This is a genomic window from Arenimonas sp. (genome assembly GCF_047602345.1).
Classification (GTDB): Bacteria; Pseudomonadota; Gammaproteobacteria; order Xanthomonadales; family Xanthomonadaceae; genus Arenimonas.
Genome location: NZ_JASGHN010000008.1, coordinates 98230 through 117534 on the forward strand (window position 1 = coordinate 98230; position 19305 = coordinate 117534).

The following is a 19305-nucleotide window of genomic DNA, read 5'->3' on the forward strand; positions in this document are numbered from 1 at the left end:
TTTTCTTTCTGCGATCCGGGGGTAAAGAATGTTGATCGAAGGCCTGAAGTCATTGTTGCGCCCGGCGGCGCGCGTCGTCGGGTTGGCCAAACCGCTTCCCGCAAAGAAGCCATGGCGGGATCCGGCGCAGCGCGAGCAGATCATCGACAACTTCCATGGGCTTTACTACGACGGTATCCGGCGCGGGGAAACCTGGGGCAACACCTTCTTCATGGGCATCAAGGTGGAAAAGTGCCCCATGGATCTCTGGCTGCACCAGGAACTCATTTTCGCGTCGAAGCCCGATGTGATCGTTGAAACAGGCACTCGTTTCGGTGGGTCGGCCCTGTGGTTCGCTTCGTTGTGCGACCTCGTGGGGAAAGGCAGGGTCGTCACTGTCGACATCGACGATACCGTGAGCGGCCGGCCGGTCCATCCGCGAATCACGTATGTGCACGGGTCCTCGGCCGATTCCGCGCTCGTCGACTCGATCCGCGACCAGATCGGAGCCGGCGAGACCGTGATGGTGGTGCTGGACTCCGATCATGGCGCCGGTCACGTTCTGGCGGAGTTGCGCCTGTTCGCCGAACTGGTGACGCCGGACAGCTATCTGGTGGTCGAAGACACGAACATCAATGGGCATCCGGTGATACCGGAGTTCGGTCCGGGCCCGATGGAGGCGCTGGACCAGTTCCTTCAGGAAGACCGCCGTTTCGAAGTCGACAAGATCGGCGAGAAGTTCTACCTGACGTTCAACCCGCGCGGTGTGCTGCGGAAACGCAAGGCCACTGCATGACGGTCGAACCGCTTCTTTCGCCGGTGCTCTCGGTAATCATCCCGAGCTACAACACGGCATCGACGATCGAGCGCGCGATCGGTTCCGTGCGGGTCGCTGCCGGCGATCTTCCGGTCGAGGTGGTGATCGTCGATGACGGGTCGTCGGACGAAAGCATGGCGGTGCTGGAAAAGTGCGCCCTGGCCTGGCCCGCCGTGCGCGTGCTGACCCATCCTGGCCACGTCAATCGCGGCATCGCAGGGACCAGGAACTTCGGCATCGCCGAAGCGAAAGGCCGGTTTCTCGCGTTCCTCGACGCAGACGACGAAATGCTGCCGAACCGTTTCGAAGTGAGCGTTCCCATGCTCAATGGCGATGCCGGCATCGATGCGATAGTGGAACCTTACGAACTCGTGCATGCCGGCGGCTCGCGCTCGGATGCGATGAAAGCAGGGCCTGTTTTCATCCCGATATCCATGGCCGATCCGCTCGAGGCGTTCCGGATGGCCATGCAATCCGGGCGCTTGCCGCACACGACGTCCATTACGGTGAGGAAAACGGCATTGGAAGATGCCGGGGGTTTTCCGGAGTATCTGAGGTTCAATCTGGAAAAGCCGCTCTGGTTGAAACTATTTGCGGGCGGTCGGGTGGCGAACGGGTCCGATCGGCCGGTTGCGCGCTACTACCTGCACGATTCCTCCACTTGCGCGAAGAACGAGCACAAGGCGGCGTTCCGGCTCGAGGACATCCTTGCCTATACCGATGTCTACGCCTGGATGAAGTCCGCGAAGGTGGACGAGGCCGCCAGGAACATGGTCCGCAGCAAGATTCGCGGCAAGTACCTCCACTACTGCAGCTACGTCAATGCGCTTGAGCATCGAATATGGCGGGACAGGTTCTGGCCATCCTTTCACGTTGCCGCTGCCATGCCGGACCTGATGATGGATGCGAGCTACTGGAAGGCGTCGCTGCGAATGATGCTCGGATTGAGCAACGTTACGGCAGAAGGGGCCAGGCTCTGAACGAATCGACCATCCATGCTGGCGTCGCCGCCGCGGGGTCCGCAATCGCCGGTTGTGCGAACGATGACTAGGCCCGGGCCTTCGGTGAGCGTCGTCGTACCGCTGTTCAACGCGGCATCGACCATCGTGGCTGCGCTGGACTCGATCAAGGCGACGAACTGGCCGTCCCTTGAAGTGATCGTCGTGGACGACGGGTCCAAGGACAACGGAGTGGAGACGGTACTGGAGTACGCACGGGCGAACGAAGGTCCGCGCGTTACCTTGCTGCGCCACGCCGACGGCGGCAATCACGGGCCCGCCGCCGCGCGGAACCTGGGCATCGAGTCCGCTTCCGGCGAGTTCGTGAGCTTCCTGGACGCCGACGACCTGTATCTGCCGAACCGGTTCAATGCGGCCATGGAAATGCTTGCGGCCGAACCGGAGCTCGATGCCGTCTATGGCGTCTATCGTTACGGATTCCCCGGCGGGTACGAGACCTGCAGGGATGTGACGGCGGAACATCTGAAGTCGTCGGCATTCGATGATGCCGATCTGACGCAACCGCAACTGGCCCTGCTGCTCAGCGGCAAGTCGGGCGTGCATACCAGTACCATCACCATGAGGCGACAGGCGGCAAGGGCCTTGGGCGGTTTCCCCAAGCTCAAGTATGTCGACGATCTGGCGTTCTGGATGCGACTGTTCGCTACAGGGCAAGTGCGCCGGGTCGATACCGAGCCGGTGTCGATCTATGTCGTGCATCCCGACTCCTGGTGCTCCCGGGGCCAGGCATCGGACGACTTCCTTTTCGGACCGGCAATCGCCTGCCTCAACGCGCTTGAATGGACGGGCGCCAGGGCCATGCCCGATGCGTTGCGACGCATGATCGAGCAGTCGTTGGTTTCGAAGTTGCTCAGCCGATATCACTCGGTGGTCCTCAGGGGCAGGGCGAGCCAGAAGGCGTTGCTCTCCCTGATGCTGCGAACCCTCAAGCTGGCGCCGCGTCTGCTGATCCGAAAAGCGTACTTGGCCGTGCTTGCGCGCCTTGTCCTGAACATCCATCCCGACATTCCGAGGCCTTCCGAAAGTTCGACGAGCGAGTTTCCTGCGCAAGGCAAGACCAATGAACCTTAGGCTCTTGGCGGGTCGACTTCGCGAAGCCTGGGTGGAATATCCGGCGGCGCGGCGCGCCATCAAGGCCGTGCCGGCCGGCCGGCCGATATTCCTGACCGGCGCGCACCGCAGCGGGACGACATGGCTCGCCAGCATGCTGGCGTGCTCGGGCATCTGGTACGTGCACGAGCCGTTCGCGCCGTACAAGGGGCGATGGCCGAGTTCCTTCAGCTACCGACCCATGGCGGAACGCGACGATTCGGTCGACGAGTTGTTCACCGAAGTACTGAACGGTGGGTTTCGCAGCGCATTGGGGCTTGCGAACGCGGATCATCCGCTGATGCCGCTGCGGATCGTTCCGCCTTCGTTCGACAGGCTGTTGGTCAAGGATCCGCTGGCCTGCCTGTTGACGGGTTACCTGACGAAACGTTTCGATCTCCGGAGCCTGGTCCTGTTCCGGCATCCCGCCGGTTTCGCCAGCAGCGTATGCAGGCTCGGTTGGCCACGGGGCGCGTTCCTGCGCCAGTTCCTCGACGACCGCACGTTGATGGAAGACCATCTGGAGCCCTATCGCGCTTTGCTGGAGCGCCATGCAGGCGAAGACAGTCTGGCGTCCGCCGCGGTACTGCATGGCGCCATCAATCGCGTTCTCTGGCATTGGGTGGAACTCGGCATCGCCCAGCCTCTCGTTTTCGAACACCTTTGCGATCAGCCGATCGCCCGGCTTGAAGCGCTTTTCGGCGCACTCGATCTGCCCTACAACGAGCAGGTCCGGGATGCGCACATGGCCGCCTGTCTGGGCGACGAGAAAGCATCGGCCGAGTACCTTCCTCATGAAATTCACCGCAACAGCATGGCCATGAGTCGGTCCTGGGTGGCGCAGGTCGACGACGCGGGCTTGCGAACCGTGCGCGAGATCTGGGACGCATTCCAGGTTCCTCTGTACCAATCGGATCAGGACTGGCATCGCGGATGAGCGTGGAGGGTTTGTTCCCGGAGGAAGGCGGCTAGTGCCCGACGTGCGCCCGAATCTCGTTTCGACGATCATTCCGTTCCACGATCGCGAACGGATGCTGGAAGATGCCATCGCATCCGTCCTGTCGCAGACCTACCTCGATACGGAGGTCATCCTGGTCGATGATGGCTCCTCGGAGCGGGCTGCGGCGATGGCCCGCGCGCTCGCCGAGGAAAATCACGACAAGGTTCGCCTGTTTCGCCAAGCCAATGCCGGCCCCGGCGCCGCCCGCAATCTCGGGCTGAGCCATGCCCGGGGCGAATTCATCCAGTACCTCGATTCGGACGATCTGCTGGAACCGAGAAAATTCGAAGCCCAGGTCGCAGCGCTGCGCGCCTGTCCCGAGGCAGGACTGGCGTTCGGAATCACCCGCAGGCTGGATACGACGACGGGCCTGTCCAGGGTATGGGCCCGCACGGCCGAACGGATCGACGATATCTTCCCCTCGTTCCTGATGGGGCGCGGATGGGATACGAATGCGCCGCTATGGCGGCGCAGTACTTGCGAGCTCGTCGGCCCCTGGCTCGAGTTGCGCTGCCACGAAGATTGGGAACACGATCTGCGCGCCGGCATGCTCGGCGTGCGTGCCGTTCACGTCCCCGAACCGGGTGCGATCGTGCGCGATCATGGCGAGCAGCGTGCGAGCGGCATGGGATCGGACTTCACGCAGGGCGTCGTGCGCGACATGGCGAAAGCGCACCTCGCCGCCTGGGCCAGGATGCGCGATCTCGGCTTGCAGGATTGGTCGTATCTGGAAAGCTTCTCTCGGAAGCTGTTCTGGCTGGCGCGACTGTGCGGGGGCCACGGCCTGTCGACGGAAGCGGACGCTCTGTTGTCGGCGGCGCAACTGGCGCGTTCCGGGCAAGGCGGCGTGTCGTTGAAGATGTACAGGCTCGCGACCGGCGTGTTCGGGTGGCCCCGGGCGGTGCGTTGGTCGGAATGGGTGCGCAAGCAAGTCGCGGGCGAGAAAACCGCAGGCCTGACATGACGGGCACGCCACGCGTTTCCGTAGTGATGAGCGTCTACAACGATGTGGAACGCGTCGAAAGCGCCGTGCGCGGGATCCTGGGACAGACGCTGCGCGAACTGGAGCTGATCGTGATCGACGACGGCTCGAGCGATGGCAGCGGCGAACTGCTCGATCGGCTGGCGAACGAGGACCCCCGGCTGCGCGTGATCCACCAGCAGAACGCGGGTCTGACCCGTTCCCTCGTCCTCGGCTGCAACGAAGCGCGAGGCGAGTTCATCGCGCGACAGGACTCCGATGACTGGTCGCATCCTAGTCGTCTGGAGGAACAGGCGAAGTTGCTCGAAAGCGATGCGCGCGTCGGTTTTGTTTCCTGCACTACGCAGTATGTCGGTCCTGACGACGAACACCTCTCCATCACAAGCCGACCGTCCGACCCGGAAACCGCGACCCGCGGACTGCTGGGTCCCGAGCGCTTGGGCCCGCCGGCGCATGGCAGCGTGATGTTCCGCAAGACGCTGTATGACGAGGTGGGCGGCTATCGGCCCGAGTTCCACTTCGCGCAGGATTCCGATCTCTGGCTGAGGATGGGCATGAAGTCCCGGATCGCTTACTTGCCGGACGTCAGGTACACGTACCGCCAACAGATTCGCAGCACCTCGGGTCGGTTCCGGTCTGCCCAGCAACGGTTCGGCGAGTTGGGGCAGGATTGCCTCCGGGCCCGTCAGCTCGGCCTTCCGGAAGACGGCTATCTGGAACAGGCCAGGCAACTGACGGAACGCCTGCGTTCGGGTGGCGATGCCGTACCGGCCGACAACCAGGCGATCGAATTGCAATACCTGCTCGGCTCGCAACTGGTCAGGAACCGGGATGCGCGTGCCGTCGCCTATTTGCGGCAGGTGGTTCGAAGCCGGCCTTGGCACTGGAAGGCCTGGATCAGATTGATGCAGGCGGTGATCATTCCCAAGCCCGACGCGACGGCGGAGCGATAGCGTGACGATCGCTCCGCTACGCATCCTCGTCGGCGCCGATGTTCCGCCCGATCCGAATGCCGGAGCGGCGGGTACGGTCTGGCAGATGAACCAGGCACTGCGCAGGCGAGGGCACATCGTCGATGAAATCTGGGATAAGGATCTCGGTCGGCGCATCCGCCACGGCAACTTGCACTACTTGCTGGAGTTGCCGCGCGCATACGCCCGAGCCGTGCAGAACAGACTCGCCGTCGCCGACTACGACATCGTCGAACTGAACCAGCCGCATGCGTACCTCGCCGCGCGTCGGCGTCGGCAGCGCCGCGATGGCGGCAGTGCCGCGGTCTTCGTCAATCGCAGCCATGGCCACGAGGTCAGGTCGGCCGAAGCCTTGGCGCCGTGGAGAGAAAAATTCGGCATGGCGGGGCCGCAGGGCCTGCGCCGGATCGCTTCGCGATGGATGCGCAACCTGCTCGATCGGCAATGGGACCATATCGCGCGCGATAGCGACGGCTTCATCGTTTCCTGCGCGGAGGATGCCCGTTTCCTGGCCGAAAGATATCAAGTCGCGACCGAACGGATCGGCGTCGTAACGCAGGGTTGCAGCGATGCCTTCCTGCGCACGCCGGTGACGACCTGGGACCATGCCAGGGCCGAGAAGTTGATCTACGTCGGGCAGCTGGCGTTCTTCAAGGCGCCAATGGTCCTGGCGAGCTCCGTCGTCAGCATCTTAGAGCAGCGGCCGACAGCGACGATGACCTGGGTGTGCGGTGCCGTGCACCACGAGGCGGCACGTCAACTGCTTCCCGCCTCCGTGAGGGAGAGGGTGTCCTTCCTGGACTGGATGCCGCAGGACGCGTTGATCACCGTGCTGGACCAGCATGGCATCTTCCTGTTCCCTTCCTTCTTCGAGGGGTTCGGCAAAGCACCGCTGGAAGCCATGGCGCGCGGCCTGTGCGTGGTCGCCAGCGCCACCGGTGGCATGAGGGACTATGTTTCCGATCTCCACAACGGAAGATTGGTCGAAACCGGCGATCATCACGCGCTGGCGACGGCCGCGATGGATATCATCGCCCGGCCCGAACTGGCGGCGATGCTCAGCGCAAACGCGCGAATCACTGCACTGGCCCACACCTGGGACCGTTGCGCCGAAGAAGCCGAGCGGTTCTACATGGAACTCCGGCGCCGGCGATCGAGCGGCGGGACCGAATCCGAGTCTGCGGAGAAGCGCTGAACGATGGAGCCGACTCGCATGTGGTACAGGGATGCTTCTCTCGTCGGGCAGATGCCGTTCTCGATGCGTCTCTGGGCCGCGTACGCGCGGGCCGTCGGACGCAGCGATTCGGACCGCGTGCCCGGCGGCTCCTTCCTGCTGCGATGCCTCGATCGATTCTCGCGGATGACGGGTGGCGCCAAGGACGTGCTGATCAGTCACGCCGGCTTCCGGATGGCAGCGAGGCCTTTCGATGTGCAGTTCTTCCAGGCCTTGCAGGAATTGGCGGGCGGCTCGCGGATACATCGCGTGATGCAGTCCGTGCTCCGCCCCGGGGACTGGTTCATCGATATCGGGGCGAATCATGGGTCGTATTCCCTGTTGGCAAGCAAGCTGGTCGGAAGGGCGGGCTACGTCACTTCCGTCGAAGCCAACCCGGAAATCGCCGCTTGCCTGAGGAAGTCCATGCAGCTGAATTGCGATGGCTACTCTTCCGTGATCGAGTGCGCATTGGGCGATCGCTCCGGGACGATCTCGTTCCACTTCAATCCCATCGGTTCCGGCTCGGGCAGCCTTCAGGCATCGCAGGTGGAGCGGGGCGGGCTCGCGACCGATGTCAGGCTCGCCACGTTCGACGAGGTGATCCCCTGGCGGGAATCGGCGGCGGAACGAATCTTGGTGAAGTGCGACGTGGAAGGCGCCGAGCATGCGGTGTTTCGCGGTGCCGAGGCCTTCCTTCGGGAGAAGCGGCCCACGCTGGTCTTCGAATGCAACCCGGCGGGCGTCGCCGCCGCCGGGAGCTCGTTGCAAGATGTACTGCAGTTCCTGTCTGACGTCGGTTATACGCAGTTCTGCGACAGTCGCGATTTCCCGCGCAGGACGCCACGCGGGGAACTGGATGTGGAACGAATGGGCGATTTCGTCGCGCTGGGACGAGGCTGCGAGCCGTCATGAACGGCCCCGGCGCGGCATTCGATTCCGGCGCGACAGACAAGGCGCTTGCCGGTCGGCCCAGCATCGAAACCATTGGATCTTGCTGGGCCGAAGCCCTGAAGGTCGGGAGCGTCGATCCATCCGACAATTTCTTCGACCTCGGCGGGGATTCGATCACGGCCGTCGAGTTGCTGCTGGCGTTGCAAACCAGGTTCGGGCTGCAGTTGGATCTGTCGGTCCTGTTCGAACACTCCACCCTGGCCGAGTTCTACGCTCATCTGGGCGCCAGCTCCCGGCCAGCGCCTTCGCTGAAGCACCTCAGCGTCTGCCGGGCGGAGGGCGATGCGCCGCCCCTGTTCTGCTTCGCGCACCTGGCGTACCCGCCTTCGGATCGGCCGGTTTACTACTGCCCCGGCTACTACGATCAGATTCATTCGACGACGGAAATATGGGACCTGCAGGCGATCGAGCGGATCGCGGCCGAATGCGCCGACGAAGTGAATGCCGTTTACCCGGAAGGCGATCTGCATTTCAGCGGCTTCTGCCACGGGTCGTGGATCGCGCTCGCCATCGCGCAGCGGCTGGCCGCGCAGGGACGCCGAACCGCGTACTTCGGACTGATCGAGTCGTTTCCGAAAGACGATTGGTACTGGCCAGTCTCCGCCGTTTCGTCGCTCCGGCGCTGGTCCAGGGAGGTCCTGCGCCGGATCCTTCGACGGAAGATCGAAGGGCAGGACCGCCATGTGGCCAACATGCAGGTCTATCGCGTGTTCGAACGCCGGCACTTTCTCGGCGGCGTTCCCGGCGCCATGCATCTGTTCTTCAGGACCGATGGCTTGTCCGAAGAGGAACTGCAACTGGCGGTCCGGCGGTGGCGAGCGGTGGCTGGGGCCGACACGCGCTTCCATCGGCTGCCGGGCAGCCACATGGCAGTGAGAATGCAGGAAGACCCGCTCGAGTTCGGTCGGCGGATCGACGCCTTCCTGCAGGAGGCGTCGCGCGACGCGACCGCCTGACGGAGAACCGATGCAGTTGATCGATCAGCTGAAAGCGCGTGGCAAGGCGAAGTATCTCGATCTCGCCATCGGACGTACGTTCGGCCTCGACGATCTGTTCGCGGCATACAGCCCGTTGCCGCACGACCGTAAGCGCCTCGCCTTCCTGTATCTGGATTCGTCCATCGCTGCCATCGGCGCCATCCTGGGGTATCTCGGCAAGGGACACGCGGTCTGCCTGTTGAGCGAGAAGTTGAACGAGGAGCTCAAGTCGGATCTTGAGCAACGCTATCGCCCCGCCTATGTCCATGATCTTTCCCGCGAGGAAATCGCCGGATACTCGCGCGTCGACATGCAAGCGCCCTGGCGATGCTGGCGTTGGGAGCGTACGACGGGGGACGATCCGCTCGTCGCCGCCGAACTCGACGTGCTGCTCAGTACGTCGGGCACGACCGGTTCGGCGAAACTGGTCAAGTTGTCGCAGAGGAATCTGTACGAGAACGCGGTATCGATCGCGGACTACTTGCCGATCGCCGACGACGACGTGTGTCCGCTGAACTTGCCATTGGACTATTCGTATGGCCTGTCGCTGCTGACCACCAATTCGCTGTTCGGCGGAACGCTGGTCTGCTCGCTCCGGAGCGTCATCGATCGCCGGTTCTGGGACGACTTCAGGAAGTACGGCATGACCAGCATCGCGGGCACGCCCGACCTGTACGAAATGCTGGCTCGTTTCGGCTATTTCGACTGGGATCTGCCCGGCATGAAGTACCTGACGCAGGCCGGCGGCAAGTTGCGCGAGGCGTTGGTGCAGGAATACGAGCAACACTCGCGGAGCCGCGGACGGCAGTTCTTCACGATGTACGGCCAGACCGAAGCGACCGCGCGGATGTCTTTCGTTCCGCCGGAATCCCTGGCCGACCATGCCGGATCCATCGGACGGCCCATCCGTAACGGCAGCTTCCGGATCGATCCGGATACCGGCGAACTGGCTTACGCGGGCCCGAACGTTTTTGGCGGCTATGTCGAGTCGGTCGACGACCTCATGACCTGGTCGCCCACCGACTGGCTGGCGACCGGCGATATCGCCCGTCGCGACGAAGACGGTTTCTACTACATCGTCGGCCGTATCAAGCGTTTCGCCAAGATGTTCGGGCAACGGGTCAATCTCGACGAGCTCGAACGTAGGCTCGAGCAACGCTTTCCCGGCGCCCGGTTCGCTTGCGCGCGAATCGCCGACAACGAACTTCTTGTCGGAGTCGAGGGCGGCCGTGTGCCGGCCGAGGACGTCCTCGATTATCTGTCGAAGACATTGCGGCTCCAGCGCTCAGGCTTGAGCGTCGTCGCCGTCGCCGTCCTTCCCACGACGGCCAACGGAAAGATCGACTATCGCGCCCTGGCGGAGTCGAAGACGGTTCAATGAGGGCGCAGGTTTTTCCAGACCCGAACTATGGCGCCAACTGCAAGGCACGGAGATCGCATTGAAGAACATATCGAACAGCCCGGGATTGCACTATTTGCTGTGGCGTGTCGGCTTGGTGCCCGCCCAGACGGAAACGACCGAAGAGGAGAAGCAGGCGCTCGCCGAACTGGCGCGCGGTCGGCGGCGGCTCTTGGAGATCGGCGTATGGCATGGAGCCAATACGCGCCGGTTCCGCTCGGTGATGGCCGATGATGGGGTCCTCTATGCGGTCGACCCCTTCCCCCGGGGCCGGTTCGGCTTTTCCTGGGAACGCATGGTGGCGCATTCGGAAGTGGGCCGGGAGCGTCGGGGGGCGGTTCGCTTCCTGGAGATGACGAGCGCGCAAGCTGCGGAAAGTCTGCGGGACGAACCCGACGAACCATTCGATTTCATTTTTATCGATGGCGATCATTCCTACGAGGGGCTGCGCACGGACTGGTCGCTATGGTCGGAACGCGTCGCGCCCAACGGAGTGATCGCGTTGCACGACAGTCGCTCGACTTCCAAGCGCGTGATCGATCATATGGGCTCGGTCCGTTTTACGCAGGAAGTCGTCCGGACAGACAAACGCTTCCGCCTCAAAGCCGAGGTGGATTCGTTGACGGTAATGGAGCCGGTAGGGATTGCAGATGCCGGTGTCGCTTGAGGCGTGTTCCCGGATCGCGGGCTATCGCCACGTAAGGCAGTAGAGGGCAGCCAATCGTGGCCAATGCATTGAAAGAGCTGCTGAAACAGACACGGTTGTACCGCGCCATTCGCAACTGGCGCGATAGGGCCGCCTGGAACAGGCATCTGCAGGAGTGGGAAAGGAATGGGCGCCCGGATCCGCCTCCGCACCTGATCAAGCAGGCGACCATCCGCAGCTATGCCCGGAAGTATGGCCTGAAGGTGCTCGTCGAAACCGGCACCTTCCATGGGGACATGGTCGAGGCCATGCGCAAGGAGTTCGATCGGATCTATTCCATCGAGCTGAGCCCCGAGTTGCACGCGCGGGCGAAACGCCGCTTTTCCGGTTGCGAGAACATCGAGATCCTCCAGGGCGACAGCGGAACCGAGTTGGGAAGGCTGATCGAGCGCATGCATGGCCCGGCCTTGTTCTGGCTCGACGGGCACTATTCCGCAGGAGAAACGGCGAGGGGCGACAAGGACACGCCGATATTCGCTGAGTTGTCCCATATTTTCCGATCGGACTGCCGCGGCCATGTCGTCATCATCGACGACGCAAGATGCTTCGGCCGCGACCCCGACTATCCGACGCTCGATGAGCTTCGCGCGCATGTCCAGGCCATGCGGAGCGAAGTGGACATCCAGGTGGAGCACGACAGCATCCGCATCACCCCGGTTCGCCGACCCGAATGACGAAGCGTCCGGCGATTGCGGCGCGCTCGGGGCAGGTATCGCGTTTGCTTGGCGGACGAAGGCATTCATTTGCCGGTCGATAGCCACACAGTTGCGATCGTCATCCCGACGTATCGGCGCGGCGCGGTTTTGGTCGAAAGCCTGCATATGCTGCTTGCGCTCGAGCCCGCGGCCGATGAGGTCATCGTCGTCGACCAGACGCCGTCGCATTCCGCGGACATCGAACTTGCCTTGTCGACGTTGCAGGCGGCTGGGCGGTTGACCTGGGTGCGGCTGCCGGAGCCGAGCATTCCCCACGCCATGAACATCGGTCTGTCGACATCCTCGTCGGATGTGGTCCTTTTCCTCGATGACGACATCGTGCCGGACAGTGAGCTGATAGGCGCCCACCGCGCCGCCCAGGGCGATTCTTGCCTGGTCGCGGGCATGGTCTTGCAGCCCGGTCAGCGGCCGGAGCCCTTGCGTCCGGGCGAAGGCTTCAGGTTCAACAGCGACGCGCCCGCGGCCATTCGCGAGTTCATGGGAGGCAATTTTTCCGTGCGACGGGAAATAGCCGTCGCGCTCGGTGGCTTCGACGAGAACTTCGTGGGTGCTGCCTATCGGTTCGAAGCCGAGTTCGCCCATCGCTATGTCGCAGCGCATGGCCTCATCCGTTACGAGCCGACGGCCGTGATCGATCACCTGGCTGCCGGTTCCGGCGGCACGCGCGCATACGGGCACCACCTTCGTACGTCCCGGCCGGAGCATAGCGTCGGCGCCTACTATTACCTGCTCCGTACCCGCGGGCCTGGCTGGTTGCTCCAGATGGTTTGGCGTCCGTTGCGTGCGATCCGCACGAGGCATCACCTTCGCCAGCCTTGGTGGATACCCCTTACGCTGTTCGCCGAGGCGCGCGGGTTTGCGCTGGCCATGCGGCTTTGGTTCCGCGGTCCTCGCCTGATGGGTATGGCGTCGTGATCGTCGTCATGGGGAAGTACGGGCGCCTGGGCAACCAGCTGTGGACCCACGCCAACGTATTCGCGTTCTGCATGGAGCACGGCATTCCTTATTGCAGTCCCGCTTTCCCCGAGCGGCATTCCTTCCGCTTCGCTTCCCGTGCGCCGGGGTTTCCGCAGCGGGGCTATCTTGAGTCGAACCGGATGCGCAGCCTCCTGGTCCGCGGCATGTACAAGACCGCGCTCCGGTTGCCGAGCTGGCCGATCATCCACATCGGCGAACGCAGTCGCCTCGACCTCGACCGGTGCGCCGAACAACTCGTGTCGATCGCTGCTTCGCGGACGACGTTCCTGACGGGGTTGTATTTTTCGGCTCCGGCCAGCATGCGCAAGAACCGGACCAGTCTGCTGGAGAGCTTCGCGCCGATCGACGAACTGCAAACCCGGGTTGATCGCCTCTTGGCGCGCACCGCGGGAAGGCCAGGGCCGCTGATCGGCGTGCACATGCGGCGAGGCGACTACCGGACGTATTGCGATGGGATCATGTACTACTCCGCCGCAGAGTACGCCGATGTCATGCGTTCCCTCGCAAACTCATCCCGCCATCGAGGCGGAGCGAGATTCCTGGTGTGCACCGACGAACCGGTGGAGCCGGGCAGTTTCGATGGTCTCGACGTGACCGTTTCGACGGAGTCGCCGATCGTCGACCTGTATTCGCTCGCCGCGTGCGACATGATCGTCGGCCCGAACAGCAGCTTCAGCCAATGGGCTTCCTACTATGGCGACGTGCCATTGCATGTCCTGAACTACAAGGCGGCCGAAACGCATGGTTCGGAGGAGCCGGTCAGGCACCCCGATCCGGAGAAGCACTTCAGCGTGTTCTCGCCGGAGTCTTTCGTCAGGTATTCGAGGCAGAGTCTCGAGTTGCCCGAGGCCCTCGCGGCGCCTCGCCGTTGATGACGCACGGACGCAACCATTCACTAACATCCATGGCCCATCTTGCCGACCAGGAGTGGCGATGAGTTCTACCAGACTGATTAATCGCATTCTTCGTCGCGCCGGATTCGAGTTGCGCCGGGTGCGCGCCGACGGCGGCAGCAAAGTCGCCGCTGTCGATTCCTTCTATCGCCCCCATCCTTCCTGCCAAGTACGGGAGCTTGCGAACCTCTACAAGCTGCTGCTCGGCGAGCGAACGGACGGCCTGTTCGTCGAGGTGGGCGCTTTCGACGGTACGTCCTTCAGCAACACTTCCTGCCTGGCGGATGTCGGTTGGTCCGGAATACTGGTCGAACCTGTGCCGGAATTCGCCACGGCCTGTCGATCGAAGTATGCGGACCATCCCGGCATCCGTGTCGTCGAAGCCGCAGTCGGTGCCGCGGCAGGCGTGGTCGAGCTCACGGTGGCCGGAACGCTGACCACCGCCAGCAAGAGCTCGCTGGAGGCCTACAAGGGCCTGGATTGGGCCGCCCCGTCGGTGTCGCAGGCACACGTCATTTCCGTCGAGCAACTCACGCTGGATTCGATATTGACGGATGCCGGAGTGAACCGGCCGATCGATGTGCTGGTTGTGGACGTGGAGGGTGGAGAAGCCGATGTCTTCGCCGGATTCAGCATGGATAGATGGCAACCGACGCTCATGATCGTCGAGCTGGAACATACGCATCCCGACTTGCATCGTGTTTCGCGCGGAGATGCCGTGTTGCAGCGGACGATCGAGGAACATGGTTATTCGGTCGTCTACAAGGATGCGATCAATACCGTGTTCGCTTCGCGCGATGCCATCGCCAGGTCGTTCTAGGCCCATGACCCAGCCGGATCCCGACATGCCCGCTGCCACTGCCGCAAGGCCACGTTCCCGCTCCGGAGTCTTGGCACCCGGCGCGACGACGCGACGCACCCGCGTCGCGATGGTCACGACGCACCCGATCCAATACCAGGTGCCATGGTTGCAGCGACTCGCGGCCCGCGACGGCGTGGAGCTCCACGTTTTTTTTGCGATGATTCCCGACTCGACGGAGCAGGGACGTGAGTTCGGCGTGGCGTTCGACTGGGATATCCCGCTGCTCGAGGGCTACCCCTATACGGTGATGGAGAACATCGCCGCCGAACCTTCGCTGACGCGTTTCGGTGGATGCGACACGCCACAGATATACGGCGAAATCAGGCGAGGGCGGTTCGATGCGGTCATCGTCAATGGCTGGGTCGTGAAAACCTGCCTGCAAGCCCTGGCCGCATGCAAGTTGACGGGGACGCCCTGCATCGTTCGCGGAGAGGTCAACGGACTGAGCCGGAGGGCCTGGTGGAAGCGTTGGCTTCATGCGCGATTGCTGGCGCGATACGCCGCCTGCCTGGACATCGGAACCAACAACCGGCGTTACCTTGCCGCCGCCGGCGTACCCGCCGGCAAGATTTTCCATACGCCCTACTGCATCGACAATGCGCGCTTTTCGCGCCTGGCCGACGCGGCTCGCGGGTCCGTCGCCCGCGCCGAGCTGCGTGCCCGTTTCGGTCTTGAAGCGGATCGCACGACGTTCCTTTTCTCCGGCAAGTTCGTCGGGAAGAAAAGGCCCGGCGACATCGTCGAAGCGATTCGAAGAATGGGCGAGGCGGAACGCGAGCGCGTCCAGGTGCTTATGGTGGGCGATGGCCCCTTGGGCGATGAACTGCGCAGCGCCGCGAACGGTCTCCCGATCCGTTTCGCCGGGTTCCTGAACCAGTCCGAGATTCCGGCCGCGTACGCCGCCTGCGATGCCCTTCTCCTGCCGTCCGATAGCGGCGAAACCTGGGGGCTTGTAGTCAACGAGGCGATGGCGTGCGGGTTGCCCGCCCTGGTGAGCGACCAGGTGGGTTGTGCCGCCGATCTGGTGGTTCCGGGCCTTACCGGCGAGGTGTTCGGTTGTGGCGACGTGAACGCCTTGTCCGCTTTGCTGGGCCGATACGGCGGCGAGTGCGACAAGCTGGCGGCCATGGGCGAACAAGCCCGCCACCGCGTGGCGACCGGGTACACATTCGATCTGGTGGTGCGAGGCGTGCTCGATGCACTTCGCTCCGTCACCGGGAGGGATGCCTGATGGCCTTGTACCTGCTGCTCGGCCTGTCCTTTCTATTCTCCGTGCGAGCCCTCATCGGGTGGCGCAAGGGCATCCTGCTGATGATCGTGCTGGCCGCACTCCAGGATCCGTTGCGAAAACTGGTGCCCGGTACGCCAGGCTGGCTGGTGCTGGTGACCGCTCCCGTTTTCGTGGCCGCCGTCGTCACTTCGGTCGGACGCACCCGGCACTGGTGGGGAGAATTCAGGCAGCACTTCCCGTCCATCGGCAAATCGCTCCAGGTGCTGGCGGTACTGTCGCTCCCGGCGGCGTTCATTTCCGCCACCTACGGGCGGGGATCGTGGATGCTCACGCTGCTCGGCGCGTTCTCGTATTCGATCCTGTTCCTGGGGATGATCGCCGGGTATCACTACGCGAGGAGCTTGCAGGAGCTGAGAAAGCTCCTCGCTACCTACTGCATCGTTCATGGCCTCGTATTGATCGGCGGAATACTGGAAGGATTCGGCTATCTCTCGGGCTGGAAGAGCATCGGCACCGATGCGCTCGGTTATGACTGGATCCGCTGGGGCACCGGCTACACGGTCGACATGATCGCGGGTTTCTACCGAAGCGCGGACGTGATGGGCTGGCACGCGGCAGCGGTCTTCATGATGTGCCTGGTGCTGGGCATGACGGGGAAGGGAAAGTCGCGCCGTGGCTGGCTGCTCTGGAGCATGGTGGCGGTCACCGCATTGCTGCTTTGCGGCAGGCGCAAGATGGTCTACATGCTGCCTGTTTTCGTCGTCGCGCTGGTGTGGATCTACTGGCAGGCGGGTCGTTCCAGCCGCGTCATCGCCATCGTGAGCCTGCTTGCGATCCCGTTTGCGACAGTGTGGCTCGCGAGCGACGCGCTCGAGGATCGTTCCGCGAACATCCGCTACTACCAAGGCGAGGGCATCCAGGAAAGCCTGCTGAGCCGCATCGAGGGCCACGGTTTCAGCTCCGTGGCCGAGACCTATCGACAGTCCGGATTCTTCGGCGAGGGACTGGGGACCGCGACGCCCGGCTCGCATCACCTGAAGGTGGAAAGACCGCGTGTCTGGCAGGAAAGCACGACGAGTCGCATCATGGTGGAACTGGGCGTGCCGGGCATGCTCGGTTTCTTCGCGGTGATGGTTACCGTCGTGCTTTGTCTGTGGCGGGAAACGATGAAGCAGTTGCGGGAGAAATCCCTGCGTGGCCAGTACGCGGCCGGACTTCTCGCCTTCTTCCTCGCCAATGTCGGCAGTCTCACGATTTCCGGCCAGATCCTGGCGGACCCCTTCATCGCTGCGTTCCTCGGCTTTCTCGTCGGCCTGACATTGTCCATTTCGCGGCTTGCCTTGCCACAGCCTCCCGTACGACGACGACCGGTTCAGCCCTATGAGCCCGCCATGCCATCGATCGACCGACCGGACTCCCGGTGAGCGGAGTAGCAACACCCAAGCTTGTCGTTGGCCTGGTTTCCACGGCGGCCGCGGACTCCCCGGGCAGCATGCGAGCCTATGCCGAGACGCTGGTGCAGGCGCTCTCGGAACATGCGCCCGAGATCGACGCGCGACTGATCGAACTGGATCCGGTTTCCAATCGGTCCAGCTGGCGCCGCCGCCTGCATGCGCTCACGTTGCCCTTGTCCGCTCGTCGCCATCGTCGGCTCGCTCCGGATTGCTGGCACGTGCTCGACGGCAGCCGTGCGCATCTCGCGTCGGCATTTGCCGGCGCGCCGATCGCCATCACCGCGCACGACATCATTCCGTGGCTGCAGGATCGGGGACGATTCCCGGGTGTGCCGCGACTCAGTGCGCCGGCCCGCTGGTGGTGGCGTGGAAATGCCGATGCCATGCGTCGCGCCGACATGGTCGTTTGCGATAGCCGCCAGACGCAGCAGGACCTGCGCGCCGAGTTCGGCGTTTCATCGGAGCAGTCTTCCGTCGTCTCGCTACCGGTAAGGCCGCCCATGGCGAGGCGCGTGGCGGCCACGGCCTTCGCGGCCAGGGAGCCGGGCGTGGTGGTCCACATCGGCAATGCGGGCTTCTACAAGAATCGTGCCGGTGCGTTGCGCGTGTTCTCGCGTCTTGGCGACGAGGTCGGACGGACCTTGTTGATGCTGGGCCCGGCGCCTTCGATGCAGCTGCGGGCCGAAGCGGCTTCGCTGGGTCTGGCCGGCCGCGTTCAGTGGGTCGTAGACCCCGACGACGATGCGGTGGCTGCGGTCTATCGGCGCGCGTCCGCGCTGGTGTTTCCCTCGCTTTACGAAGGTTTCGGCTGGCCGGTGCTTGAGGCGATGGCTTTCGGATTGCCGGTGGTTTGCAGCAATGCGGCTTCGTTGCCGGAAATCGCCGGCGATGCCGCGCGCCTGTTCGCGCCGGGCGACGAAGAGGGCATGGCGTTGGCGTTGCGCGAGTTGCTGCAATCGCCCGAAGCCTGGCAGCGCGCGGCGGACCTGTGCCGGGTGCAGGCGCAGCGTTTCGACCGGAAGGACTTTGCCCGTTCCATGCTTGTGGCCTATCGTACGGCCATCGCAAGGCGGAGCAGGATTCGGTGACCGAAAAGAACGCACTGATATTCGGCGTGTCGGGGCAGGACGGAGCGCTGCTCGCCCGTTTCCTGTCGGACAAGGCTTATCGGGTCCACGGCACGTCCCGCGACGCGCAGATGACATCGTTCGACAATCTCGATCGCGTGGCAGTGCGCGATCGTGTCCAGTTTCATTCGGCGGTAACGACGGATTTTCGCAGCGTGCTGCAGATCCTGAGCCGCGTCGCGCCGGACGAGGTCTACCTGTTGGCCGGCCAGAGCTCGGTGGGCTTGTCGTTCGAGCAACCGATGGAAACCCTGGAGAGCATTTCCGTCGGCACGCTCAACCTGCTGGAGGCCATCCGTTTCCTTGGCCTGAAAACACGGCTCTACAACGCCGGCTCGGGCGACTGTTTCGGCCAGCTCGACCATCCGGCGGACGAGCATACGGCGTTCCGCCCGCGTAGCCCCTATGCGGTGGCCAAGGCTAGTGCGCACTGGGCGGTGGCTAATTACCGCGAGGCTTATGGGCTGCACGCCTGCACCGGCATCCTGTTCAACCACGAGTCGCCGCTGCGCCCGACCCGGTTCGTCACGCGCAAGGTGGTGTCGGCCGCGTGTCGCATCGCTGCAGGCAGCGGCGAACGCCTGCGCCTGGGCAATCTGGATATCGAGCGCGACTGGGGCTGGGCGCCCGAGTACGTGCAGGCCATGTGGCTGATGCTGCAGCGCGATCGAGCCGACGACTACGTGATCGCCAGTGGAAGGGCGCATTCCCTGCGCCAGTTCGTGCAGTTCGTGTTCGAAGCGCTGGCCCTGGATTGGCAGTCGCATGTCGATATCGACGATGCGCTGCGGCGGCCGACAGATATCGCGCACAGCGTCGGTTCGCCCGTCAAGGCCGAACGCGAACTCGGTTGGCGCGCGAACACCGACCTGCGCGGCGTCATCGCGCACATGATCGCGGCCGAACAGGGACGACCCTGGCCCATGGGCGCCGACTGA

General features: G+C 63.7%; 19 protein-coding genes. All 19 read left to right on the forward strand.

Going from position 1 to position 19305, the window contains the following annotated elements; translation table 11 throughout:
• The first annotated feature begins 28 nt into the window (after positions 1–28).
• The 19 genes from QM707_RS11165 to QM707_RS11255 all read left to right on the forward strand — a co-directional run bounded on the left by QM707_RS11165 (position 29) and on the right by QM707_RS11255 (position 19305).
• The gene (locus QM707_RS11165) at positions 29–775 is read left to right on the forward strand and encodes a CmcI family methyltransferase (protein ID WP_415001943.1); all 747 of its coding nucleotides are present in this window, start codon (positions 29–31) and stop codon (positions 773–775) included.
• Positions 772–1776, forward strand: a complete 1005-nt coding sequence (locus QM707_RS11170) for a glycosyltransferase family 2 protein (protein WP_415001944.1) — start codon at positions 772–774, stop codon at positions 1774–1776. The genes QM707_RS11165 and QM707_RS11170 overlap by 4 nt, the downstream gene beginning before the upstream one ends.
• A gap of 84 nt (positions 1777–1860) precedes the next feature.
• A complete protein-coding gene (locus QM707_RS11175) occupies positions 1861–2886 on the forward strand; it encodes a glycosyltransferase family 2 protein (RefSeq protein ID WP_415001945.1) in 1026 nt (341 codons plus the stop codon).
• Positions 2876–3841: a sulfotransferase gene (locus QM707_RS11180; protein WP_415001946.1), complete on the forward strand. Its 966-nt coding sequence runs from the start codon at positions 2876–2878 to the stop codon at positions 3839–3841. Before QM707_RS11175 ends, QM707_RS11180 begins: the two co-directional genes overlap by 11 nt.
• A gap of 34 nt (positions 3842–3875) precedes the next feature.
• Positions 3876–4868 (forward strand): glycosyltransferase family 2 protein, encoded by a 993-nt coding sequence (locus QM707_RS11185; protein ID WP_415001947.1) that lies wholly within the window; start codon positions 3876–3878, stop codon positions 4866–4868.
• The gene (locus tag QM707_RS11190; protein ID WP_415001948.1) at positions 4865–5839 is read left to right on the forward strand and encodes a glycosyltransferase family 2 protein; all 975 of its coding nucleotides are present in this window, start codon (positions 4865–4867) and stop codon (positions 5837–5839) included. The genes QM707_RS11185 and QM707_RS11190 overlap by 4 nt, the downstream gene beginning before the upstream one ends.
• Position 5840: 1 nt before the next feature.
• A complete protein-coding gene (locus QM707_RS11195; RefSeq protein ID WP_415001949.1) occupies positions 5841–7052 on the forward strand; it encodes a glycosyltransferase family 4 protein in 1212 nt (403 codons plus the stop codon).
• A 291-nt stretch (positions 7053–7343) separates the two neighbouring features.
• Positions 7344–7985 (forward strand): FkbM family methyltransferase, encoded by a 642-nt coding sequence (locus QM707_RS11200; protein WP_415002150.1) that lies wholly within the window; start codon positions 7344–7346, stop codon positions 7983–7985.
• Entirely contained in the window at positions 7982–8980 is a 999-nt protein-coding gene (locus QM707_RS11205; protein ID WP_415001950.1) for a phosphopantetheine-binding protein, read from the forward strand. Before QM707_RS11200 ends, QM707_RS11205 begins: the two co-directional genes overlap by 4 nt.
• Positions 8981–8990: 10 nt before the next feature.
• Positions 8991–10382, forward strand: coding sequence for an AMP-binding protein (locus QM707_RS11210; RefSeq protein WP_415001951.1), 1392 nt, complete (start codon positions 8991–8993; stop codon positions 10380–10382).
• Positions 10383–10440: 58 nt separating this feature from the next.
• Positions 10441–11067 (forward strand): class I SAM-dependent methyltransferase, encoded by a 627-nt coding sequence (locus QM707_RS11215; protein ID WP_415001952.1) that lies wholly within the window; start codon positions 10441–10443, stop codon positions 11065–11067.
• 56 nt (positions 11068–11123) lie between these two features.
• Positions 11124–11780: a hypothetical protein gene (locus QM707_RS11220; protein ID WP_415001953.1), complete on the forward strand. Its 657-nt coding sequence runs from the start codon at positions 11124–11126 to the stop codon at positions 11778–11780.
• Between the two features lie 48 nt (positions 11781–11828).
• Complete coding sequence (locus QM707_RS11225; RefSeq protein WP_415001954.1) at positions 11829–12737, forward strand: glycosyltransferase family 2 protein; 909 nt, start codon at positions 11829–11831, stop codon at positions 12735–12737.
• Positions 12734–13672, forward strand: coding sequence for an alpha-1,2-fucosyltransferase (locus tag QM707_RS11230; protein WP_415001955.1), 939 nt, complete (start codon positions 12734–12736; stop codon positions 13670–13672). Before QM707_RS11225 ends, QM707_RS11230 begins: the two co-directional genes overlap by 4 nt.
• Positions 13673–13733: 61 nt before the next feature.
• A complete protein-coding gene (locus QM707_RS11235; RefSeq protein WP_415001956.1) occupies positions 13734–14513 on the forward strand; it encodes an FkbM family methyltransferase in 780 nt (259 codons plus the stop codon).
• Between the two features lie 25 nt (positions 14514–14538).
• Positions 14539–15786 carry a glycosyltransferase family 4 protein gene (locus QM707_RS11240; RefSeq protein ID WP_415001957.1) on the forward strand — a complete coding sequence of 416 codons (1248 nt, stop codon included), beginning with the start codon at positions 14539–14541 and terminating at the stop codon, positions 15784–15786.
• Between the two features lie 5 nt (positions 15787–15791).
• A complete protein-coding gene (locus QM707_RS11245; protein ID WP_415001958.1) occupies positions 15792–17210 on the forward strand; it encodes an O-antigen ligase family protein in 1419 nt (472 codons plus the stop codon).
• A gap of 68 nt (positions 17211–17278) precedes the next feature.
• The gene (locus QM707_RS11250) at positions 17279–18328 is read left to right on the forward strand and encodes a glycosyltransferase family 4 protein (RefSeq protein ID WP_415001959.1); all 1050 of its coding nucleotides are present in this window, start codon (positions 17279–17281) and stop codon (positions 18326–18328) included.
• Entirely contained in the window at positions 18325–19305 is a 981-nt protein-coding gene (locus tag QM707_RS11255; protein ID WP_415001960.1) for a GDP-mannose 4,6-dehydratase, read from the forward strand. Before QM707_RS11250 ends, QM707_RS11255 begins: the two co-directional genes overlap by 4 nt.